The following is a 15,481-nucleotide window of genomic DNA, read 5'->3' on the forward strand; positions in this document are numbered from 1 at the left end:
CGTCCGATTGATATCGGTGTTCGATACACCGTTCGCGCGCTCGACCACCTTGTGCTCACCGGTCTGCACCGAGCCGAGATCCCAGTCGCCACCGACGATCATGCCGAGGTTGCCACCCACGTTCAGGTTGCCCGCGTTCTGCTTGACGTTACCGCCCGTCACGATGACCGCGTTGCCCGCGACGTTCAGGCTCGCGATGGGTCCGAGCGTTGCCGTGGTGCGCATGGCGCCCGTCGGGCTGATCTGATCGACCGTCTTCACCGCCGTGTTGAGGATCAAATCGCCACCGGCATTCAGCGCGAGACTGCCGGCGTTCACGCTCGCCGATGTCAAATCGACATTACCCTTCGTCGTGAGCGACATGAGGCCGCCGCTTTGCAGCGTGCCGAAGGCGTTGTTGATCTGATTGCCCTGAATCGACAACGTATTGCCCGCCTGCACCGTGCCGCTGTTGGTGAAGGTCTGCGCGTTCTTCAGATCGATGTCGGTCGCCGCGATCAGCGGTCCGTTCATGTTCTGCTGACTCGACTTTGCCAGATACACCACCGGCACCAGCACCGACTGCCCGTCGACCACCTCGGTCTGCATGATGATGACGTTGGACGTCAACGACGCCACCTGTTCCGGCGACAGACTCATGCCCAGCGGCAGATTCAACGATTGCGCGAGCGATGCACCCGCGCCGAGCATCGCCTCGTACATCGACTGGAGATCGGTGTACGGTCCCAGCACCGCCTTGCCCGTCAGCGACGTGATCTGATTGCGTACGAGCTGCTGCTCGTAGAAGCCATCGCCCAGACGCTTCTCAACCTTCTGCGGGTCGATGTCGAGCTGCTGCAGGTAGTAATCGCTGGAGATGAAACTCTTCTGGTTCGTGAAGGCCGGGTTCGTCGCGATCAGATACGTGACGCCCGGCGCGGTGGTCCGACTGAACAATCCGCCTGCGGGAATCGAAAGATTCTCCAGGACATTGAGCGCCGTCGCGCTGGCGATGACGGGATTCACGAGGCCCGAGCCGCCATTGACGCTCGCCGTGCCTGCCCTGGCGGCGCCCGCACTACCGTTCACTCCGCCAATAGTCACGCCTGACATCGCCTGACCGGGCGCGAGTCCCATCGACGGAATGCCCGCGTTGCCTGCCGTGTTGTCGATGCTGATGCCCGTGCCCGAAAGCGTGCCGCCCGCAACGAAGCTCGATTCGTCGCTTGGCAACGCGTACAAGCGGACGTCGGCAGGCGCGGCCTGACTGTAGCCACCGGGCCGGCCGCCCACGAAAGGCGCGTCACCAAACGGCAGCGTCCAGTTGTGTTCCGAGTTGTCGTAGTTGTTGTAGTGGTAGTAGCCCGAATAGGTGATCTGCACCTGAGGCGCGGATTGCCCCTGCCAGCTGTTCTGGTCGAGCGAAACGGGCGCGGCGATGTTGCTCACCGCCGTCACCGCGCTCCAGTAGTTCTGGAACAGCCCCACCTTCGACGCGTCCAGATTGCCGCCCGCCACGATCTGCGCTTGCGGGCTGATGGAGGCGATCAGGTTCGCCACCGCCACGCCCGTATAGGTCGTGTACTGGTAGCCGCTGTTCCACTGGCCACCGTGCGGCGGCTCGATATCGACGCCGCCAATCATGTCCGGGGTCGAGGTGGTCCAGCCCACATCTTGACCCGCGCACGCGGCGGCAACCACCGCTGTGCATCCAGACAGACTGATGCCGAGTTGCGTCAGCAGATTCGGATCGACCGGCTGATTCAGCCCGGTGGTGGTCATCGTCGTACGGGTGTTCGTGACCTGATCGGCGTGCAGCGCCATATCGCCCGCCGATTCGATCAGCGCAGACTGGTTGCGGATCAAGTTTGCGTTCGTATAGTTACCGTTCGCATCCTTGCCGCCTGCCAGCACGACGTTGCCGAGACCGAAGATCGCAGTGGTGGCCTGCGTATCGGTTATCGTCGTGTCGTCGCGGTTCTCGATGTCGGATGCGAGCAGCTCCAGCAAACCATTGCTGTCGGTGGCGCCGATCAGTGCGGTCGGTCCGACGTTGGAGAGCGTGCTGTTCGCATTCAGCGAGACGCTGCCACCGATGATCGCGCCGGTGTTCGTCAGCGTATTCGAGTACGTGGTGAGCGTGCCGCCGGCCATCATGACGCCGCTGTTTGCGATGTCGCCTGCGTTGACGTTCAGGTTGTTGACCGACTCCAGCGCGGCGCCGTTGTTGAACGTGCCAGGCAGGGTGAAGGTCAGGTCGTGACCGGCGTTGAGTTGCAAATCTGAAGCGAGCGTGAAGTTGCCCTGAACGTTCACCGCAACGTCGTCGGCCGCGCTGTATGCACCGCCGCCCGCGAGGGTGGCCGCGGTCACCAGGAGATCGTGACTCGCGCCAATTTGTCCGTTCGTGTTCGTGATCGCGCCGGTGGTCGTGATGGCGACATCGCCCATCGTGTCCGCAAGGCTGCCAATCTGGCCTGCGCTGTTGTCCACGGTGTCCGCCTGCACGGCGACATTCGCGCCACTGAGTTGCGCGCCGTTCGTATTTACGAGCGTTGATGTGTCGACGGCGACGTTACCGTTGCCCGTGACCACGCCACCGCTGTTGACGATCCGGCCGCCGCCTTGCACGTGCATGTCGCCTGCACCGAGATCGCCGATAAGCCCGCTCGTGTTATCGATGGACGCCGCCTGAACGTCGAGCGTGCTTGCATCGCCGGTGTCCGTGCCAGACTGAATCTGGCCATTCGTGTTGCTCAGCGCGCCGCCGCTCGCAAGCGACAGCGATCCAAGCGAACGCATCGCGCCCTGCGCGTTGTTCACATCGCCCGCAATGTTGGCCGCGAGATTGCCCTGCGCGGCTAGCACCCCGTTCGCGTTGTTCAGGCTGGCCGCTTGCGCCGCAATCTGGCCAGCCGCGATGATCTTGCCACCCGCGTTCGAGAAGGCGCCCGCGCCGTTGCCGGGCGCAATCGTCAATGTGCCGCTGCCGGCCGCGAGGATGGCGCCGCCGTCATTGATCAGCGTGGCGGGCGTGAGCGTCAGGTCGGTGCTGTTGCTCTGAAGCGTGCCGCCGTTCGAATTACCGAACGTGCCGACGACGTTGAACCCCATCGTCGCCGTGCCGTACTGCGTGATCGTGCCGCTGTGGTTCAGCAAGTCGGTCGCGGTCAAGGCGAGCTGGTTCGCTTCGATGTCGCCGCCGCTGTTATCGAGCGTGCCGCTGGTCGCAAGCGTGAGGTTCGGGGCGACAATGGAGCCGCCGTTGTTCGTCAGCCATCCGGTACGAATCGTTTCGTTCGCGCCCGCGCCGATCTGCCCGCCGTCATTGGTCAGCGTGCCGCTCGTCACAGTCAGATCGGCATTGGACAGCAGCTTGCCGTTGGCGTTGTTGAGCGTGCCGCCGACTGTGGCCGCAAGGCCTTTCTGGCCGATCAGCGTGCCTGCTGCGTTGTTGAAAGTTCCAGCCTGCGCGGTGACCTGCCCGTTGCTCTGGATGGTCCCGCCCGAGTTCGACAGTGCGCCCGCGCCGTTGGCAGCATTGATCGACAACGTGCCGTTCCCGGCATGCGTAATCGTGCCGCCGTCATTATTGAGCGTGGCGGGTGTCAACGTCAGATTTGTGCTATTGGTCTGCAGCGTGCCGCCGTTCGAATTATCCAGCGTGCCCGATACGGCGACAGTCATCGGCCCGGAGCCCGTCTGCGTAACGATGCCCGCGTGATTGACGAGGCTCGTCGCGTTCAGCGACAACTGCGCCGCCTGCACGACCCCTGCGCTGTTGTCGAGCGTGGTCGCGCTCAGTGTGGCGCGCTGGCCCGCCGTGATCGACCCGCCGTTGTTGGTCAGATGCGTGCCGGCGTTCACCGTCGCATTGCCGGCCGCCGCGAGCGTGCCGTTGCTGTTATCGAGCGAGGCGCTCGTGAGCTGCAAATCCGTCTGCGCGCTCACCGCGCCGTGGTTCGCGATGCTCCCGCCTTGGAGCGTAACCGCGCCATTACCACCGATCACGCCACCCTGTGCGCCCGTCGCGGTCGCGCCAGCCACGTTTGTGAGCTGGCCGGTGGTCGACAGCGTCAGGCCATCGCCGTTGAGCGACGTGATGCGCCCAGCGATATTGTCAAGCGATGTCCCCGACACCGACAGCGCCGCCGCACTTTGCATCGTCCCCTGATTGTTCGCGATGATGCCGCCGCGCACCTGCATCGCGCCTTGCGATACGAGCGAGCCGCTCTGGTTGGCAATCTGACTCGCGCTCTGCACGATGAGCGGTCCTTGCGCCGAGACCTGGCCCCCTTGATTCGAGAGCCTGCCCGCGTCGAGCGTCACACTGCCGCCAGCCGTCAAGGCCCCGTGATCATTTACAAGCGCGCCTGCTGCACGGGCCACCACCGATGAACCCGCGCTCGTCGTCGCGCCCGACAGGTTTAGATCCCCTGCGGTCGCGGACAATGAAACGTCGCCGTTTGCCGCGGTCTGGCTGCCCGCAAGATTGATACTGCTGCCGGAGAGCGTCGCACTTGCGCCCGCCACGTTCTGACCGGTCGCGCTTACCGCGCCCGAGGCCATGACGGTCAGATCGCCGCTCTGAGCGACCGCGCCATTGGTACTCACGCCCGCGCCGAGCGTCCCCGTCGATGCGACGCTGCCTGCGCTGACTGACGTGTTCTGCTGCGCGGCCAGTGTGCCGCTATTGTTCAGCGCACCACTCGTCGTGGCGATGACATTGCCTTGCGCGTAAGTCGTGCCACTGTTCGAAATGCCATCGCGCGCCGATGCGTTGATCGAGCCGCTGGCATTCGTCGTTCCGGCAAGCACGAGCTGACCATTCGACTGCAGCGTCAGATCGCCGGCTTGCGCGGCCAGCACACCCTTGGTCGACACCCCGACGCCGTACTCGTTGCTCGTGAGAAAGATCCGGTTGGCGTACATACCACCCAGGGCGCTCACGTCGATCGCAACTGCCGGTGCTGTACCATTGCCAGCGATGGGCGTCACGGCAAGCGTGTCATGATCAACCCGATTCGAACCTGCGATGGCGTTCAATTTGTTGGCGTACACCGCCGCATTGATTTGAATCGCGCGAGCCAGAAGATCAACTTGATCGACGTTGGTGGCATTCAGCCCCGTGCCTTGCACGGTGATATTGCCGCCCGTGACATTGAAGCCCGCGAGACTGCCGTTCGGGCCATAATTCGGCGTGCCGGTGGTGAGAATGACGCGCGAAGTGTTGATGAAGCCCGCGCCGTCGACTACCAAGCCATTCGGATTGGCGACGACCACCTCTGCTTTAGGCCCCGCAACTTCCAAATACCCGTGCAGTTGGGAAGGCGCATTGCTCATCACCTGATTGACGATGATCTTCGCTGAATTGCCGGGTGTCAGATTCCCATTACCCGAGATATATCCCGCTAGCTGGCTTTGGATGTTGACCGGCGAATTATTGAGAATCGCGCCCTTCGCAGGCACGTCGAATTGTGAAAAATTATTGACGGAAACACCGCTGCCGGACGGTCGCGCGATGTTGACCTGATTCAAACCATTCTGAGTTTGAATGACCTGCGCGCCGGAACCGGGTGCGGCGACGATCTGTGCAAACGTCAGCCCGGAAGCCGAACCGAGCAGCAGCATGGCCGCCCAGGCCATTGCGCTAAAAGCCGATTGAAACATCGAGGCGACGGGCGCGCGCCGTGCAAGACCTTCTCCCCGTGCAGCACCATTACCGTGGGCCGATGCAAACTCAGCCACTACCACCAACATACGTCGCACGCGACTGAAAACCAGCCGGTAGGAATGCTTATTCATTTCTTATAGTTTTATAAAGATTTCAAAACGCAGGTCACGCCCGAAGCGGAAGGCCGCTATTTACTCGCGGATTAACCGTTCGTAACAATCAGAATGTTCCTACTTTGATGGGACGCCGGACATTCGACAAAAGGACTTGTCGCGAACGAAAAGCAGAACAAAGTCACACGCTTGCAAGACGCGGATTGCAAACGCGGTATCGGGTCCGAAGCGTTCGGTAGTGTTGGCAAATCGATCGGGCAGAAGGCATGCAGACATCGTCGACGAAGGTGTCGAAAACTGTCTACGTTTGTCGCGCGTGCCACGCATTACTTGCAATGGCGTTGCGTGGCTTATGGACGATCACGTTAGCAACTGGCGCGTGCACATAGCACCACCTGTCCGAATCATGCGACGCGGTCAGTTAGAAACCCAGTGATGAAGAATCAACGGCGAATACCAATTCAACGATAAACCGGATGCCACAGCAAACAAGGCAGACCCGCAGCATCGACATAAACCACGGCGTTCTGCTCGAACTTTTGCATAAGCGCATCGGCGAATTGGCGCGTCGTGCCGAGGACGAAAAGACTTGCTTCGGCGATCCACTTTCCCTTCGGATCGATGCCGGCTCCGGGCAGCGCATGCAAGCCCGCTCGTTCGATATGGTCGATCAGCAAGCACTGCCGCTTTGCGTTATGCGCCGGTTCAAGCACGTGTCCGAATGGATTGAAGGCCGTCACGAAGACCGCGCTAAAGACGTGATGCCTTGAAAGAAGTGAAGCAACATCGGCATTATGCTCGCCGATTTTCATCTCCACGACCGGCTCGATATCGATGCGATAAATCGCCTCGCGGTAACTATCTCGCGTCGCGTCCAAAAGGCTCGGGCTGGGCTGAAACCGTTGGTGCTCGTCGTGGTTCATGTAGGTAATCCGCGAATCGGCGGCTGAGAAAGCATGCGCTGAAGACGCACGTTGCATCTCGAACATTACCGCGCTCGACTTAGCGGATTGATGAAACGCAGACTACTGCACGGCGAAGCGAATTCATGCAAGGCATCGCGAAGCGGAGTGCATCGAGAGAGAGAAGCACAGAGACATCGACCCATGCGATTCGTGTCGATAACGACGCGCAGCGTGTCACGCATAACGCGGCCGAAGATAAAACGCAGAAAAGCTAGAAGACAGAGAAGCAACGAGACCCGACGATCGTCCGTTATGTGCAACCCTGCTGCCGCTCGCCGCGGCTGAAGATTTGACGCGAACGCCAGTCGTCGGAGCGAAGCACTTGCTCGCCGTCTTCGCGCGCTTCCTCTTCCGTATCAAAACCTTCGTCGCTATAAGCGGCGATTTTCATGCCGACACCCGCGGCACGTTCGACGGTGATGGCCCAATGCCAGCCGCCTTCCTGATAAAAAACATGCAGCGTCGGCAGAGACGATAAGGTCAAGTCCATGTTTGCGGCTCCTTCAAGCTGACGTTCGTAAGGCTAACCTGCCTCCTCGACGAACGCCCTCGAAAACGGGCGCTTTGTTATTGCGTCGATGTCTGTTGATATTCTTGAGCGGCTGTGAGCCGCCCCGCTCAGAACAGCATACGCAATGGGATGCTGCATTGCAACACGGGGTTTCCCGAGGCGTGGTACCGATCCGACGAGGCCGATCATTGCGGAACCTTTTACACGAGATAGACGGAAGATCGACAATGAAGCATCCGTATTGACTCAAGGCTATCTCACCAAAAACACCTCTATTCGATGCGGATAAGTGGCGCTTCTAACGTGTCCGCCGTGTGTCCGTCGCCTAGAATGGAATAACCGCTCGACGCGATGCGAGGTGATCGCCATGGCATCTAAATTTCGTCTTTCCCATCTGATACTTTTTGCGACTGTCGCCTCATGTGCCGCGAGCGCGCTCGCCCAGCCGGTCGCGCCGATCGGCGACCCTTCCGCGCCGAAGACACGCGCTCAGGTCAAGCAGGAGTTTCTCGCCTGGCGCGCGGCCGGCTACGATCCGAACGACTGGCTGAACTATCCCGACAATGCCATGCGCGCGGGACAGATCGTCTCCCAGCAACGGCAAGCGCAACGCGCGACCGGTGCGAACTAGGTAGCGTTTCTGCTGCCTGAGCACGGTACTCGCGCGTTACTCCGCGCGCGGCCGCTGACCGCGCAAGATACGCCGCGCGATGCTCCAGCGATGCACTTCGGACGGACCGTCGTAAATGCGAAATGCGCGCATGTCGCTGAAAATGCGCGCGACGACCGTTTCGTGCGTGACGCCTTGTCCGCCGAGCACTTGCACCGAACGATCCACGACACGCCATAACGCCTCGGACGACACCACTTTCGCGACGCTCGATTCGTGTTTGCCGAGCACGCCCTGGTCGAGCACCCACGCGCAATGCCAGATGGCAAGGCGCGTGATGTGCAGATCCATTTCGTTATTGGCGAGCATGAAGCCGACGCCCTCGTGTTCGCCGAGCGACTTGCCGAACGCCTGACGCTGACGCGCATACGCCGTGGCGACATCGTGCGCACGCCGGGCCGCGCCGAGCCAGCGCATGCAATGCGTGAGACGCGCGGGCGACAGGCGCACTTGCGCATATCGGAACCCCTCGCCCGCTTCGCCAAGGACGTTTTGCGCGGGCACGCGCAAGCCTTCGAAACGCACCACGCCGTGGCCGCCGGGAAAGCATGTATCGAGCGAATCCATTGCGCGCTCGATCACGATGCCGGGGCTCGTCATATCGGCGAGGAACATGGTCGCGGGGCCATCCTCGAAACGCGCCATGATGATCGCGACCGACGCGCCATGTGCGCCCGTGATGAACCACTTGCCGCCGTCGATCACGTAGCCGTCGCCATCGCGCACGGCAAGCGTTTGCAGCATGGAAGGATCGGCGCCCGCGCCCGGCGGCGGTTCGGTCATGCAAAAGCACGAACGAATCTCGCCCGCAGCGAGCGGACGCAGCCAGCGCTCCTTCTGCTCGGGCGTCGCGACGGCTTCGAGCAAATGCATGTTGCCTTCGTCCGGTGCGGCGATATTGAGCGCGACCGGGCCGAGCGGCGAATAACCCGCTTCCTCGAAAAGGATCGCCTTGGCGACATGATTGAGCCCAAGGCCGCCGAATTCCGGCGATACGTGACTCGACAGAAGTCCCGCACGACGGCCCTTGGCGATCAGTTCCGCGCGCAGCGACTCGTCCGGGCCATGCGGCGTGCAGCGCGCATCGCTCTCCAGCGGCACGATCTCTTCGGCGATGAAGGCACGCACGCGCGCCTGCAATTCAGTCAACTCTGGCGTGAGGGAGAAGTCCATCGGCAAATCCTCTGAAGGCGGTGATCCACAAGCTTAACCGCGCGCGAAACGGCGCGTCATCAGGCTTTGTACCCGGCCGCTTTGTTTTCATCCCCTTTGTTTTCATACGCGTTGTTTTTATACGCTTTGTTATCTGCGGCTTTGTACTCGGAGTATTTGCGGGCATCGCCGCGAACCATGTCCGCCGGATACTTCGCGCGATTCAACGCCATCTTCTCGATGAGCGCGCGATGCAGATCCACGTCGAGCGAATCGGCGAGCATCACGAGATACGCGAGCACGTCGGCCATTTCGTGGCGAATCGCCACGAGCTTCGTCTCGTCCAGCTCGCTCTTGTCGCCGCTGGCCAGCCATGTGAACGGTTCGAGCAATTCGCTCGCTTCGACTGAAAGCGCGCTCGCCAGATTCTTCGGTGAGTGAAAGCGGCTCCAGTCCCGCTCGCGCACGAACTCGCGCAGCATGTCGCGCAGTTCCGTGAGTTCGCTTCGGCCTTCCGGCGCGTTGTGCTGATCCATCGCCATCCTTTGACGTGTCGTCATGCCGTTATGCCGTTGTGTCGTTATGCGGGATAAAGGCCCAGCGTGCGGGCATGCAGACGCGCGAGGCCGAGCAAGGCGTCGGTGAAAGGCGTGGCGACGCCGGTCATGGCGCCCAGTTCGCGTACCGACGCCACGAGCGCGTCCAGTTCGACGGCCTTGCGCGCTTCCACGTCTTGCAGCATGGAGGTTTTCATTGCACCGAGCTTGAGTGTCACGGCATGGCGATCCGCCGGATTCTGCTCAATCGGAATGCCGAAGCGCGCGCCGATTTCCTTCGCTTCCAGCATGATGTTCGTGACGAAGCCGCGCACGAGATCGTCGCTCAGGATGCGGTCGGTGGTCGCGCCGGTGATCGCGCTGATCGGGTTCATCGTCATGTTGCCCCAGAGCTTGAACCACACGTCACGCTGAATCTGCGGCGAGAGCGTCGCGTCGAAACCGGCCTTCGTGAAGAGCGAAACGAGCGCTTCGGCACGCGTGCCCGACTGCCCCGCCGCCTCGCCGAGAATGAGACCCTTGCCTTGATGATGCCGGATCACGCCCGGCGCTTCAACCAAGCAACTCGCGTGGACCACGCAGCCCACCGTTTGCGCGGCCGGAATGGCGGCGGCGATGGCGCCGTGCGGATCGATCGAACTCAGCCGCTTGCCCGCGAAATCGGCGCCCAGGCCTTCGCAGAACCACCACGGCACGCCGTTCATCGCGCTCAGAACCGTGGTCTTTTCGCTCAAAAGCGGCGCGATCTGCGCGGCCACGGCTTCCATCGCGGGCGCTTTCACCGCCACCACGACGAGATCCTGCGCACCGAGTTCTTCGGGCGATGCGCTCGCCGCGACCTTCACGGCATGCGTCGCATCTTTCTCGACGAGTTGCAGACCGTGCGCGCGAATGGCGTTTAGTGTCGCGCCGCGTGCGACCACGCTGACATCGCAACCCGCCTGCGCGAGCTTCACGCCGATCCAGCCGCCGATCGCGCCTGCGCCATAAATGCACACCTTCATGTCTCGTCTCCTCGTCTGAACTGTCGGACTTCATTGTAAGAGCTTGGCGCATGCCGAAACGGTTCAATCTAGGCGCGCCGACGCGCATTTCAAGAGCACGAAAACGAATAAATATTCCCGTCCAAAATACGCTTTTCGATATTGAAACGATAGCCGTTGCACCTACCTTGCATGCAGAGGCAGCGAATCAGCGCGCTGTCATGGTGACATATCTCAACTTCCTGCTGCCGGCTTGACGGCCGTAACATCGGAGACCGAATCATGAGTGACTTTTATTTTGGCGGCGACTTCCTGAGCGATCTGAACCGCGTGCAACGGCAGATGTCTTCGCTTCTCGGCAATCTGCCTTCCAGCATTCGCGCCAGCCGCGCGGATGCGTTTCCCTCGCTGAACGTCGGCAGCACCGACGAAGCCATCGAAGTCGTGGCATTCGTGCCGGGCGTCGAGCCGGCATCGCTCGACGTGACGGTCGACAAAGGCCTGCTCACCATCAGCGGCGAACGGCGCGCCGAAGCATTGACCGAAGGCTCGCGCACCTACGCGAGGGAACGCTTCACGGGCGCGTTTCGCCGCGTGATCGAACTGCCGCAAAACGCGGATGCCGACAAGGTCGAAGCGCGTTATGAAAACGGCACCTTGTTTATCGTCATCGGCAAGCGCGAAGCATCCAAGCCGCGCGCCATCACCATTCAGTAAGGCACAGGGAGAACATGATGAACGACACCACGCAAATCACCGAGCGTCAGGCAAACGAAGTTGCACGCAAGAAGGAAGACACCGTGCGCCGCACGACGGTCACGCCTGCGGTCGATATCGTCGAGGATAGTCAGGGCATCACGCTGTGGGCCGACCTGCCCGGCGTGCCCCGCGAGAAACTCGATGTGAAAGTGCATGACTCGCGTCTCACCATCGAAGCCGAGGCAATCGTCCCTGTCACGGCGTCGCTGCGTGTGCATCACGCCGAATTGCGCGTGCCGCGCTTTGCACGCGCATTCACGATAAGCGACGACTTCGACACCGCGAAGATCGATGCGAACCTGCAGAACGGCGTGCTGAAGCTGACCATTCCGCGTCGTGAAGAAGCGCGTCCGCGTCGCGTGGAAGTGCGCGCGAGTTGAGCGCTTCGATGTCTCAGCAATAACGAACGGCCGCTATCACGCGGCCGTTTTTTCGTCTGCACGAGCCTCTATAATCCCAGGGCGGTCACAAGCAATCAAACTCAAACAAGGGACTTAATCGTGAAGAGGCTGTTGACGGTGTTGCTGGGCTCCATGCTGACTGTAGCCGTCAGCGCGCATGCGAAAGACTGGTCGACCATTCGCTTCGGCACGGACGCGAGCTATCCGCCGTTCGAATCGAAAGCGCCCGATGGAACGCTCGTCGGCTTCGATATCGATGTCGGCAACGAACTCTGCCGGCGGCTCGAAGCAAAATGCGTGTGGGTCGAAAACGCCTTCGACGGCATGATTCCCGGCCTCAAGTCGCGCAAGTTCGACGGCGTGCTCTCCACCATGTCGATGACGCCCGCGCGCGTCAAGCAGATCGCCTTCTCCAGCAAGCTCTTCCACGTTCCCACGCGTCTCGTCTCGAAGCGCGATGCGAAGATCCAGCCTACGGCCGAATCGCTCGCGGGCAAGTCCGTGGGCGTCGAACAAGGGTCGATGCAAGAGACATACGCAAAGGCGCATTGGGGCGCGAAGGGCGTGACCATCGTGTCGTATGCGGATCAGGATCAGGTCTATGCGGATCTGCTCACGGGCCGGCTCGACGCGTCGCTGCAAAACGCGGTGCAAGCGGAAGGCGGCTTTCTCGATACCCCGCGCGGCAAGACCTACGCATTCGCAGGCGGCGCGCTCGAAGACCCCGCGATCTTCGGACCGGGCACGGCTATCGGCTTGCGTCGCGAAGACACCGACTTGAAGGAGAAGCTCGATGGCGCCATCGCCGCGATGATCAAGGACGGCACGTACAAGCGCATCGAGCAAAAGTATTTCGATTTCGATATCTATGGCGAATGAAGGAGCTGCCATGACCAACGTTCATCAGGCCGCAAGCGTCGGCTATACGGCGAACGCGGATAGCTACGTGCGCGGACGGCCCGACTATCCGCCCGAACTCGCGGGCTGGCTCGCCGAGACGCTCGGCTTGCGGCCGGGCGCGAGCGTTGTCGACCTGGGCGCGGGCACGGGCAAGTTCACGCCGCGCCTCGTTGCAACCGGCGCGCGCGTGATTGCCGTCGAACCCGTCGCTTCGATGCGCGCGAAGCTCGCCGCTGCGCAGCCGGGTGTGGAAGTGCTGGAAGGCGCCGCGCAAGCCATTCCGCTTGACGATGCATCGGTGGATGCCGTCGTGTGCGCACAGTCGTTCCACTGGTTTGCGAACGGCGAAGCGTTAAGCGAGATTCATCGCGTGTTGAAGCCGGGCGGAAAGCTCGGCCTCGTCTGGAATCTGCGCGACTTTCGTGTGCCGTGGGTGGCGAAGCTCGACGCCATCGTGAACCGCTACGAGGGCGATGCGCCGCGCTTTTATACAGGCGAATGGCGCCACGCGTTTCCGCATAAAGGTTTCGACGCGCTCGCCGAAACCCATTTTTCGATCGGACACACCGGTTCCCCCGACGATGTGATCGTGCATCGCATGCGCTCGACCAGTTTTATCGCGGCGTTGCCGGAAGCGGAACGCGTGCTCATCGACGATGAAGTACGCGCGTTGATCGAAGCCGAACCGGAATTGCGCGGCAAGGATGCCGTCACCGTGCCCTACACGACTGCGGCCTTCGTTGCGGTCAGGAAATGACGCGTGCACGAAGACGGGGCGCGTAGTTTGAAGCGCGCATTGTCCTTTTTGCACGCGGGCGAATGCGCCTGGAAACGCGCTCGACCATCCGACGTGCTTTGCGCATCTCGGCATGGTGCTTGCATTGCTCTCGCTCACCCAGCCGGCTAATGTCGAGGACACCATGCATCAGGCGATCGAACCGCATGAATTGACCAAGATCGATCTTGCACGTTTTCAGGTCGTGCAGGTTTCCGATGGCACGCACACCGTCGTGCTGTGGGAGGCGCCCGAGCCCGCCACCAATCGTCTCAAGCATATCGACGCTTGCACGCTCACCATTCGTCTGTGCGATCCGCTCAATCCCGTACGCAGAAAAGACGTGTGTGAGCGGCTACAGGCGCATTTGGCCGCGTCGCGCGAGACACGGCATGGTCTGCGCAATCCTTCCGACGTAAGCGCAGCGGTGACGCCGCCACGCAACGCGAACATCGCGAGGCAGCGCACGCATGAGTCCAGCGGAAGTGCTTGAGGCTGCATCGCGGGTGCCTACGTAATCGCGCCTTCTAGGAACGACCACAGCGAATCGTCCATCGAATACGGGACGTTGAAGCGGAACGACGCGCTCTCGGCGTCGCCCGGGCGAAAGTACGAGCCAGGCGCGAGCCAGATTCCATGCGATAACGCGCGCGTTGCGATGTCGCCTGCATCGGCGGGATCGATCGGCAATTCGCCCCATACGAATAGCCCCGCGCGCGGCCGGCGGAACAGCGCTATGCCGAGCGCATCCATGCGCTCCTCCACGAGCGCGTGCGCGTCCTTCAGTTTTTCCACGACGAATTCGACATGCCGCGCGTAGCGGCCTTCGGTCAGCACTTTCTCGACGATTCGTTCAGTCGTCTCCGACGATGTCAGTCCCACCGCCATCTTCGTGCGCGCGAGTTCGCGCAGCACTTCGCGCTCGGCGACGACATAACCGCATCGCAACGAAGGCGTGATGGTCTTCGCGAAACCGCCGACATACAGCACGCGATGCAACCCTTCCATCGCCGCGAGCAAGGGCGCGCCGGGCGGCGCAAGTTCACGATTGACATCGTCCTCGACGACCCACATGCCGTGGCGCTCCGCAATCTGCATCAAACGAAACGCCGACGCCATGCTGAACGTCGCGCCCGTCGGGTTCTGCAGCGTCGTATTGAGAAAAACCGCTTTCGGCCGATGCTCGATCGCAATCCGCTCGAACGCTTCCGTATCGATGCCCGCCACGGTGCGCGGCACGCCATGCACGTCGAGACCCGCGAGCTGCAGAATCTGCAGCAGATTGCAGTAGCCGGGATCTTCGACGACGACCGCATCGCCCGGTCGCAGCAGCGTGCGCACGATCAGATCGAGCGCCTGCGTGGCGCCGGCCGTCAACAGTACGTTCGACGCGGCATCGACGGGCAGGCCGTGCCGGTCGAGCTGCTCCGCAATGCGTTCGCGCAGAGGCGCAAATCCATAGGGCCGCCCGTAATCGGCAATGCGCGCCGCCGGCACGCGGCTCACCGCGCGCAACGCGTGCTGCAAACCGCTTTCGTTGACCCATTCGTTCGGCAGCCAGCCACAGCCGGATTTGATCGGCACGGAATGATCCGCGAAGACATCCGAGAGCAGCCAGGTCGCCGTGAGACTAGGCGGCTGCCATTCGACAGCCCGCACGCGCTCGCTTTTTTGGCGCACCGCCACGCGATACCCCGAACCGCGCCGCGCGATGACAAGACCCATCGACACGAGCCTGCCATACGCTTCGGTCACCGTGAACGTGCTGAGCGCGTGCGACTCGGCGAGCCGGCGCACCGAGGGCAAAAGCGCGCCCGCGCGCAGCGTCTCGGCCTCGATAGCGCCCGAAAAAGCCTGCACGAGTTGTTCGACGAGCGTCGGCGCATGACGCGAGCCGCGTTCGAGCCTGAGTTCTATCATGTATATGGATAGTCGAAACACGCGGGAGTGGATGAATATGCGCCGCGCTCGCCACTACAGTTTGCATCATTTTGCCAGCACAGTTGGCAATGCAGTGAACCAACTGTCTATGCCTCGCCATT

Annotated in this window: 13 protein-coding genes; 6 read left to right on the plus strand and 7 right to left on the minus strand. The window is 61.8% G+C overall.

Going from position 1 to position 15,481, the window contains the following annotated elements; genetic code table 11:
- The 3 genes from NCR98_RS18680 to NCR98_RS18690 form a co-directional block, all read right to left on the minus strand.
- On the minus strand, positions 1 to 5,784 hold a 5,784-nt coding region (locus NCR98_RS18680; RefSeq protein ID WP_250526931.1), incomplete at its 3' end, for a two-partner secretion domain-containing protein.
- A 443-nt stretch (positions 5,785 to 6,227) separates the two neighbouring features.
- Positions 6,228 to 6,755: a DUF3293 domain-containing protein gene (locus NCR98_RS18685; RefSeq protein ID WP_250526932.1), complete on the minus strand. Its 528-nt coding sequence runs from the start codon at positions 6,753 to 6,755 to the stop codon at positions 6,228 to 6,230.
- A gap of 226 nt (positions 6,756 to 6,981) precedes the next feature.
- Positions 6,982 to 7,221, minus strand: coding sequence for a hypothetical protein (locus NCR98_RS18690; RefSeq protein ID WP_244828611.1), 240 nt, complete (start codon positions 7,219 to 7,221; stop codon positions 6,982 to 6,984).
- 388 nt (positions 7,222 to 7,609) lie between these two features.
- Here NCR98_RS18690 and NCR98_RS18695 point away from each other — a divergent pair, with 388 nt between their 5' ends.
- On the plus strand, positions 7,610 to 7,873 hold the full coding sequence (locus tag NCR98_RS18695) for a DUF4148 domain-containing protein (protein WP_250493207.1): 264 nt from the start codon (positions 7,610 to 7,612) through the stop codon (positions 7,871 to 7,873).
- A 36-nt stretch (positions 7,874 to 7,909) separates the two neighbouring features.
- Here the strand turns inward: NCR98_RS18695 and NCR98_RS18700 are convergent, their stop codons facing one another.
- Genes NCR98_RS18700 through NCR98_RS18710 form a run of 3 tightly spaced genes read right to left on the minus strand, consistent with a single transcriptional unit; the run spans position 7,910 to position 10,625 of the window.
- A complete protein-coding gene (locus NCR98_RS18700) occupies positions 7,910 to 9,085 on the minus strand; it encodes an acyl-CoA dehydrogenase family protein (RefSeq protein WP_250526933.1) in 1,176 nt (391 codons plus the stop codon).
- A 59-nt stretch (positions 9,086 to 9,144) separates the two neighbouring features.
- Positions 9,145 to 9,600 carry a nucleotide pyrophosphohydrolase gene (locus NCR98_RS18705; RefSeq protein ID WP_250526975.1) on the minus strand — a complete coding sequence of 152 codons (456 nt, stop codon included), beginning with the start codon at positions 9,598 to 9,600 and terminating at the stop codon, positions 9,145 to 9,147.
- A 44-nt stretch (positions 9,601 to 9,644) separates the two neighbouring features.
- Positions 9,645 to 10,625 (minus strand): 2-dehydropantoate 2-reductase, encoded by a 981-nt coding sequence (locus NCR98_RS18710; protein ID WP_250526934.1) that lies wholly within the window; start codon positions 10,623 to 10,625, stop codon positions 9,645 to 9,647.
- A gap of 261 nt (positions 10,626 to 10,886) precedes the next feature.
- Here NCR98_RS18710 and NCR98_RS18715 point away from each other — a divergent pair, with 261 nt between their 5' ends.
- From NCR98_RS18715 to NCR98_RS18735, 5 genes are all read left to right on the plus strand, one after another.
- On the plus strand, positions 10,887 to 11,321 hold the full coding sequence (locus NCR98_RS18715; protein ID WP_250466646.1) for an Hsp20/alpha crystallin family protein: 435 nt from the start codon (positions 10,887 to 10,889) through the stop codon (positions 11,319 to 11,321).
- A gap of 17 nt (positions 11,322 to 11,338) precedes the next feature.
- Positions 11,339 to 11,743, plus strand: coding sequence for an Hsp20/alpha crystallin family protein (locus tag NCR98_RS18720; protein ID WP_244829720.1), 405 nt, complete (start codon positions 11,339 to 11,341; stop codon positions 11,741 to 11,743).
- A 120-nt stretch (positions 11,744 to 11,863) separates the two neighbouring features.
- Complete coding sequence (locus NCR98_RS18725; protein WP_250526935.1) at positions 11,864 to 12,643, plus strand: ABC transporter substrate-binding protein; 780 nt, start codon at positions 11,864 to 11,866, stop codon at positions 12,641 to 12,643.
- A 10-nt stretch (positions 12,644 to 12,653) separates the two neighbouring features.
- Positions 12,654 to 13,421 carry a class I SAM-dependent methyltransferase gene (locus tag NCR98_RS18730; RefSeq protein WP_250526936.1) on the plus strand — a complete coding sequence of 256 codons (768 nt, stop codon included), beginning with the start codon at positions 12,654 to 12,656 and terminating at the stop codon, positions 13,419 to 13,421.
- A gap of 112 nt (positions 13,422 to 13,533) precedes the next feature.
- On the plus strand, positions 13,534 to 13,932 hold the full coding sequence (locus NCR98_RS18735) for a hypothetical protein (RefSeq protein ID WP_244828624.1): 399 nt from the start codon (positions 13,534 to 13,536) through the stop codon (positions 13,930 to 13,932).
- Between the two features lie 17 nt (positions 13,933 to 13,949).
- On the opposite strand, the gene NCR98_RS18740 is transcribed toward NCR98_RS18735, so the two are convergent.
- Complete coding sequence (locus NCR98_RS18740; RefSeq protein WP_250526937.1) at positions 13,950 to 15,359, minus strand: aminotransferase-like domain-containing protein; 1,410 nt, start codon at positions 15,357 to 15,359, stop codon at positions 13,950 to 13,952.
- Positions 15,360 to 15,481: the final 122 nt, after the last annotated feature.

Origin of the sequence: Caballeronia sp. GAWG2-1, from assembly GCF_023631405.1 — a bacterium.
In the GTDB taxonomy this organism is placed as follows: Bacteria; Pseudomonadota; Gammaproteobacteria; order Burkholderiales; family Burkholderiaceae; genus Caballeronia.

Bases quoted from the DNA above. Each gene is read 5' to 3' on its own strand.
- NCR98_RS18695 (WP_250493207.1), top strand. From the start codon at position 7,610: ATGGCATCTAAATTTCGTCTTTCCCATCTGATACTTTTTGCGACTGTC.
- NCR98_RS18735 (WP_244828624.1), top strand. From the start codon at position 13,534: ATGGTGCTTGCATTGCTCTCGCTCACCCAGCCGGCTAATGTCGAGGAC.
- NCR98_RS18690 (WP_244828611.1), bottom strand. From the start codon at position 7,221: ATGGACTTGACCTTATCGTCTCTGCCGACGCTGCATGTTTTTTATCAG.
- NCR98_RS18740 (WP_250526937.1), bottom strand. From the start codon at position 15,359: ATGATAGAACTCAGGCTCGAACGCGGCTCGCGTCATGCGCCGACGCTC.
- NCR98_RS18705 (WP_250526975.1), bottom strand. From the start codon at position 9,600: ATGGATCAGCACAACGCGCCGGAAGGCCGAAGCGAACTCACGGAACTG.
- NCR98_RS18710 (WP_250526934.1), bottom strand. From the start codon at position 10,625: ATGAAGGTGTGCATTTATGGCGCAGGCGCGATCGGCGGCTGGATCGGC.
- NCR98_RS18715 (WP_250466646.1), top strand. From the start codon at position 10,887: ATGAGTGACTTTTATTTTGGCGGCGACTTCCTGAGCGATCTGAACCGC.
- NCR98_RS18700 (WP_250526933.1), bottom strand. From the start codon at position 9,085: ATGGACTTCTCCCTCACGCCAGAGTTGACTGAATTGCAGGCGCGCGTG.
- NCR98_RS18685 (WP_250526932.1), bottom strand. From the start codon at position 6,755: ATGTTCGAGATGCAACGTGCGTCTTCAGCGCATGCTTTCTCAGCCGCC.
- NCR98_RS18720 (WP_244829720.1), top strand. From the start codon at position 11,339: ATGAACGACACCACGCAAATCACCGAGCGTCAGGCAAACGAAGTTGCA.
- NCR98_RS18730 (WP_250526936.1), top strand. From the start codon at position 12,654: ATGACCAACGTTCATCAGGCCGCAAGCGTCGGCTATACGGCGAACGCG.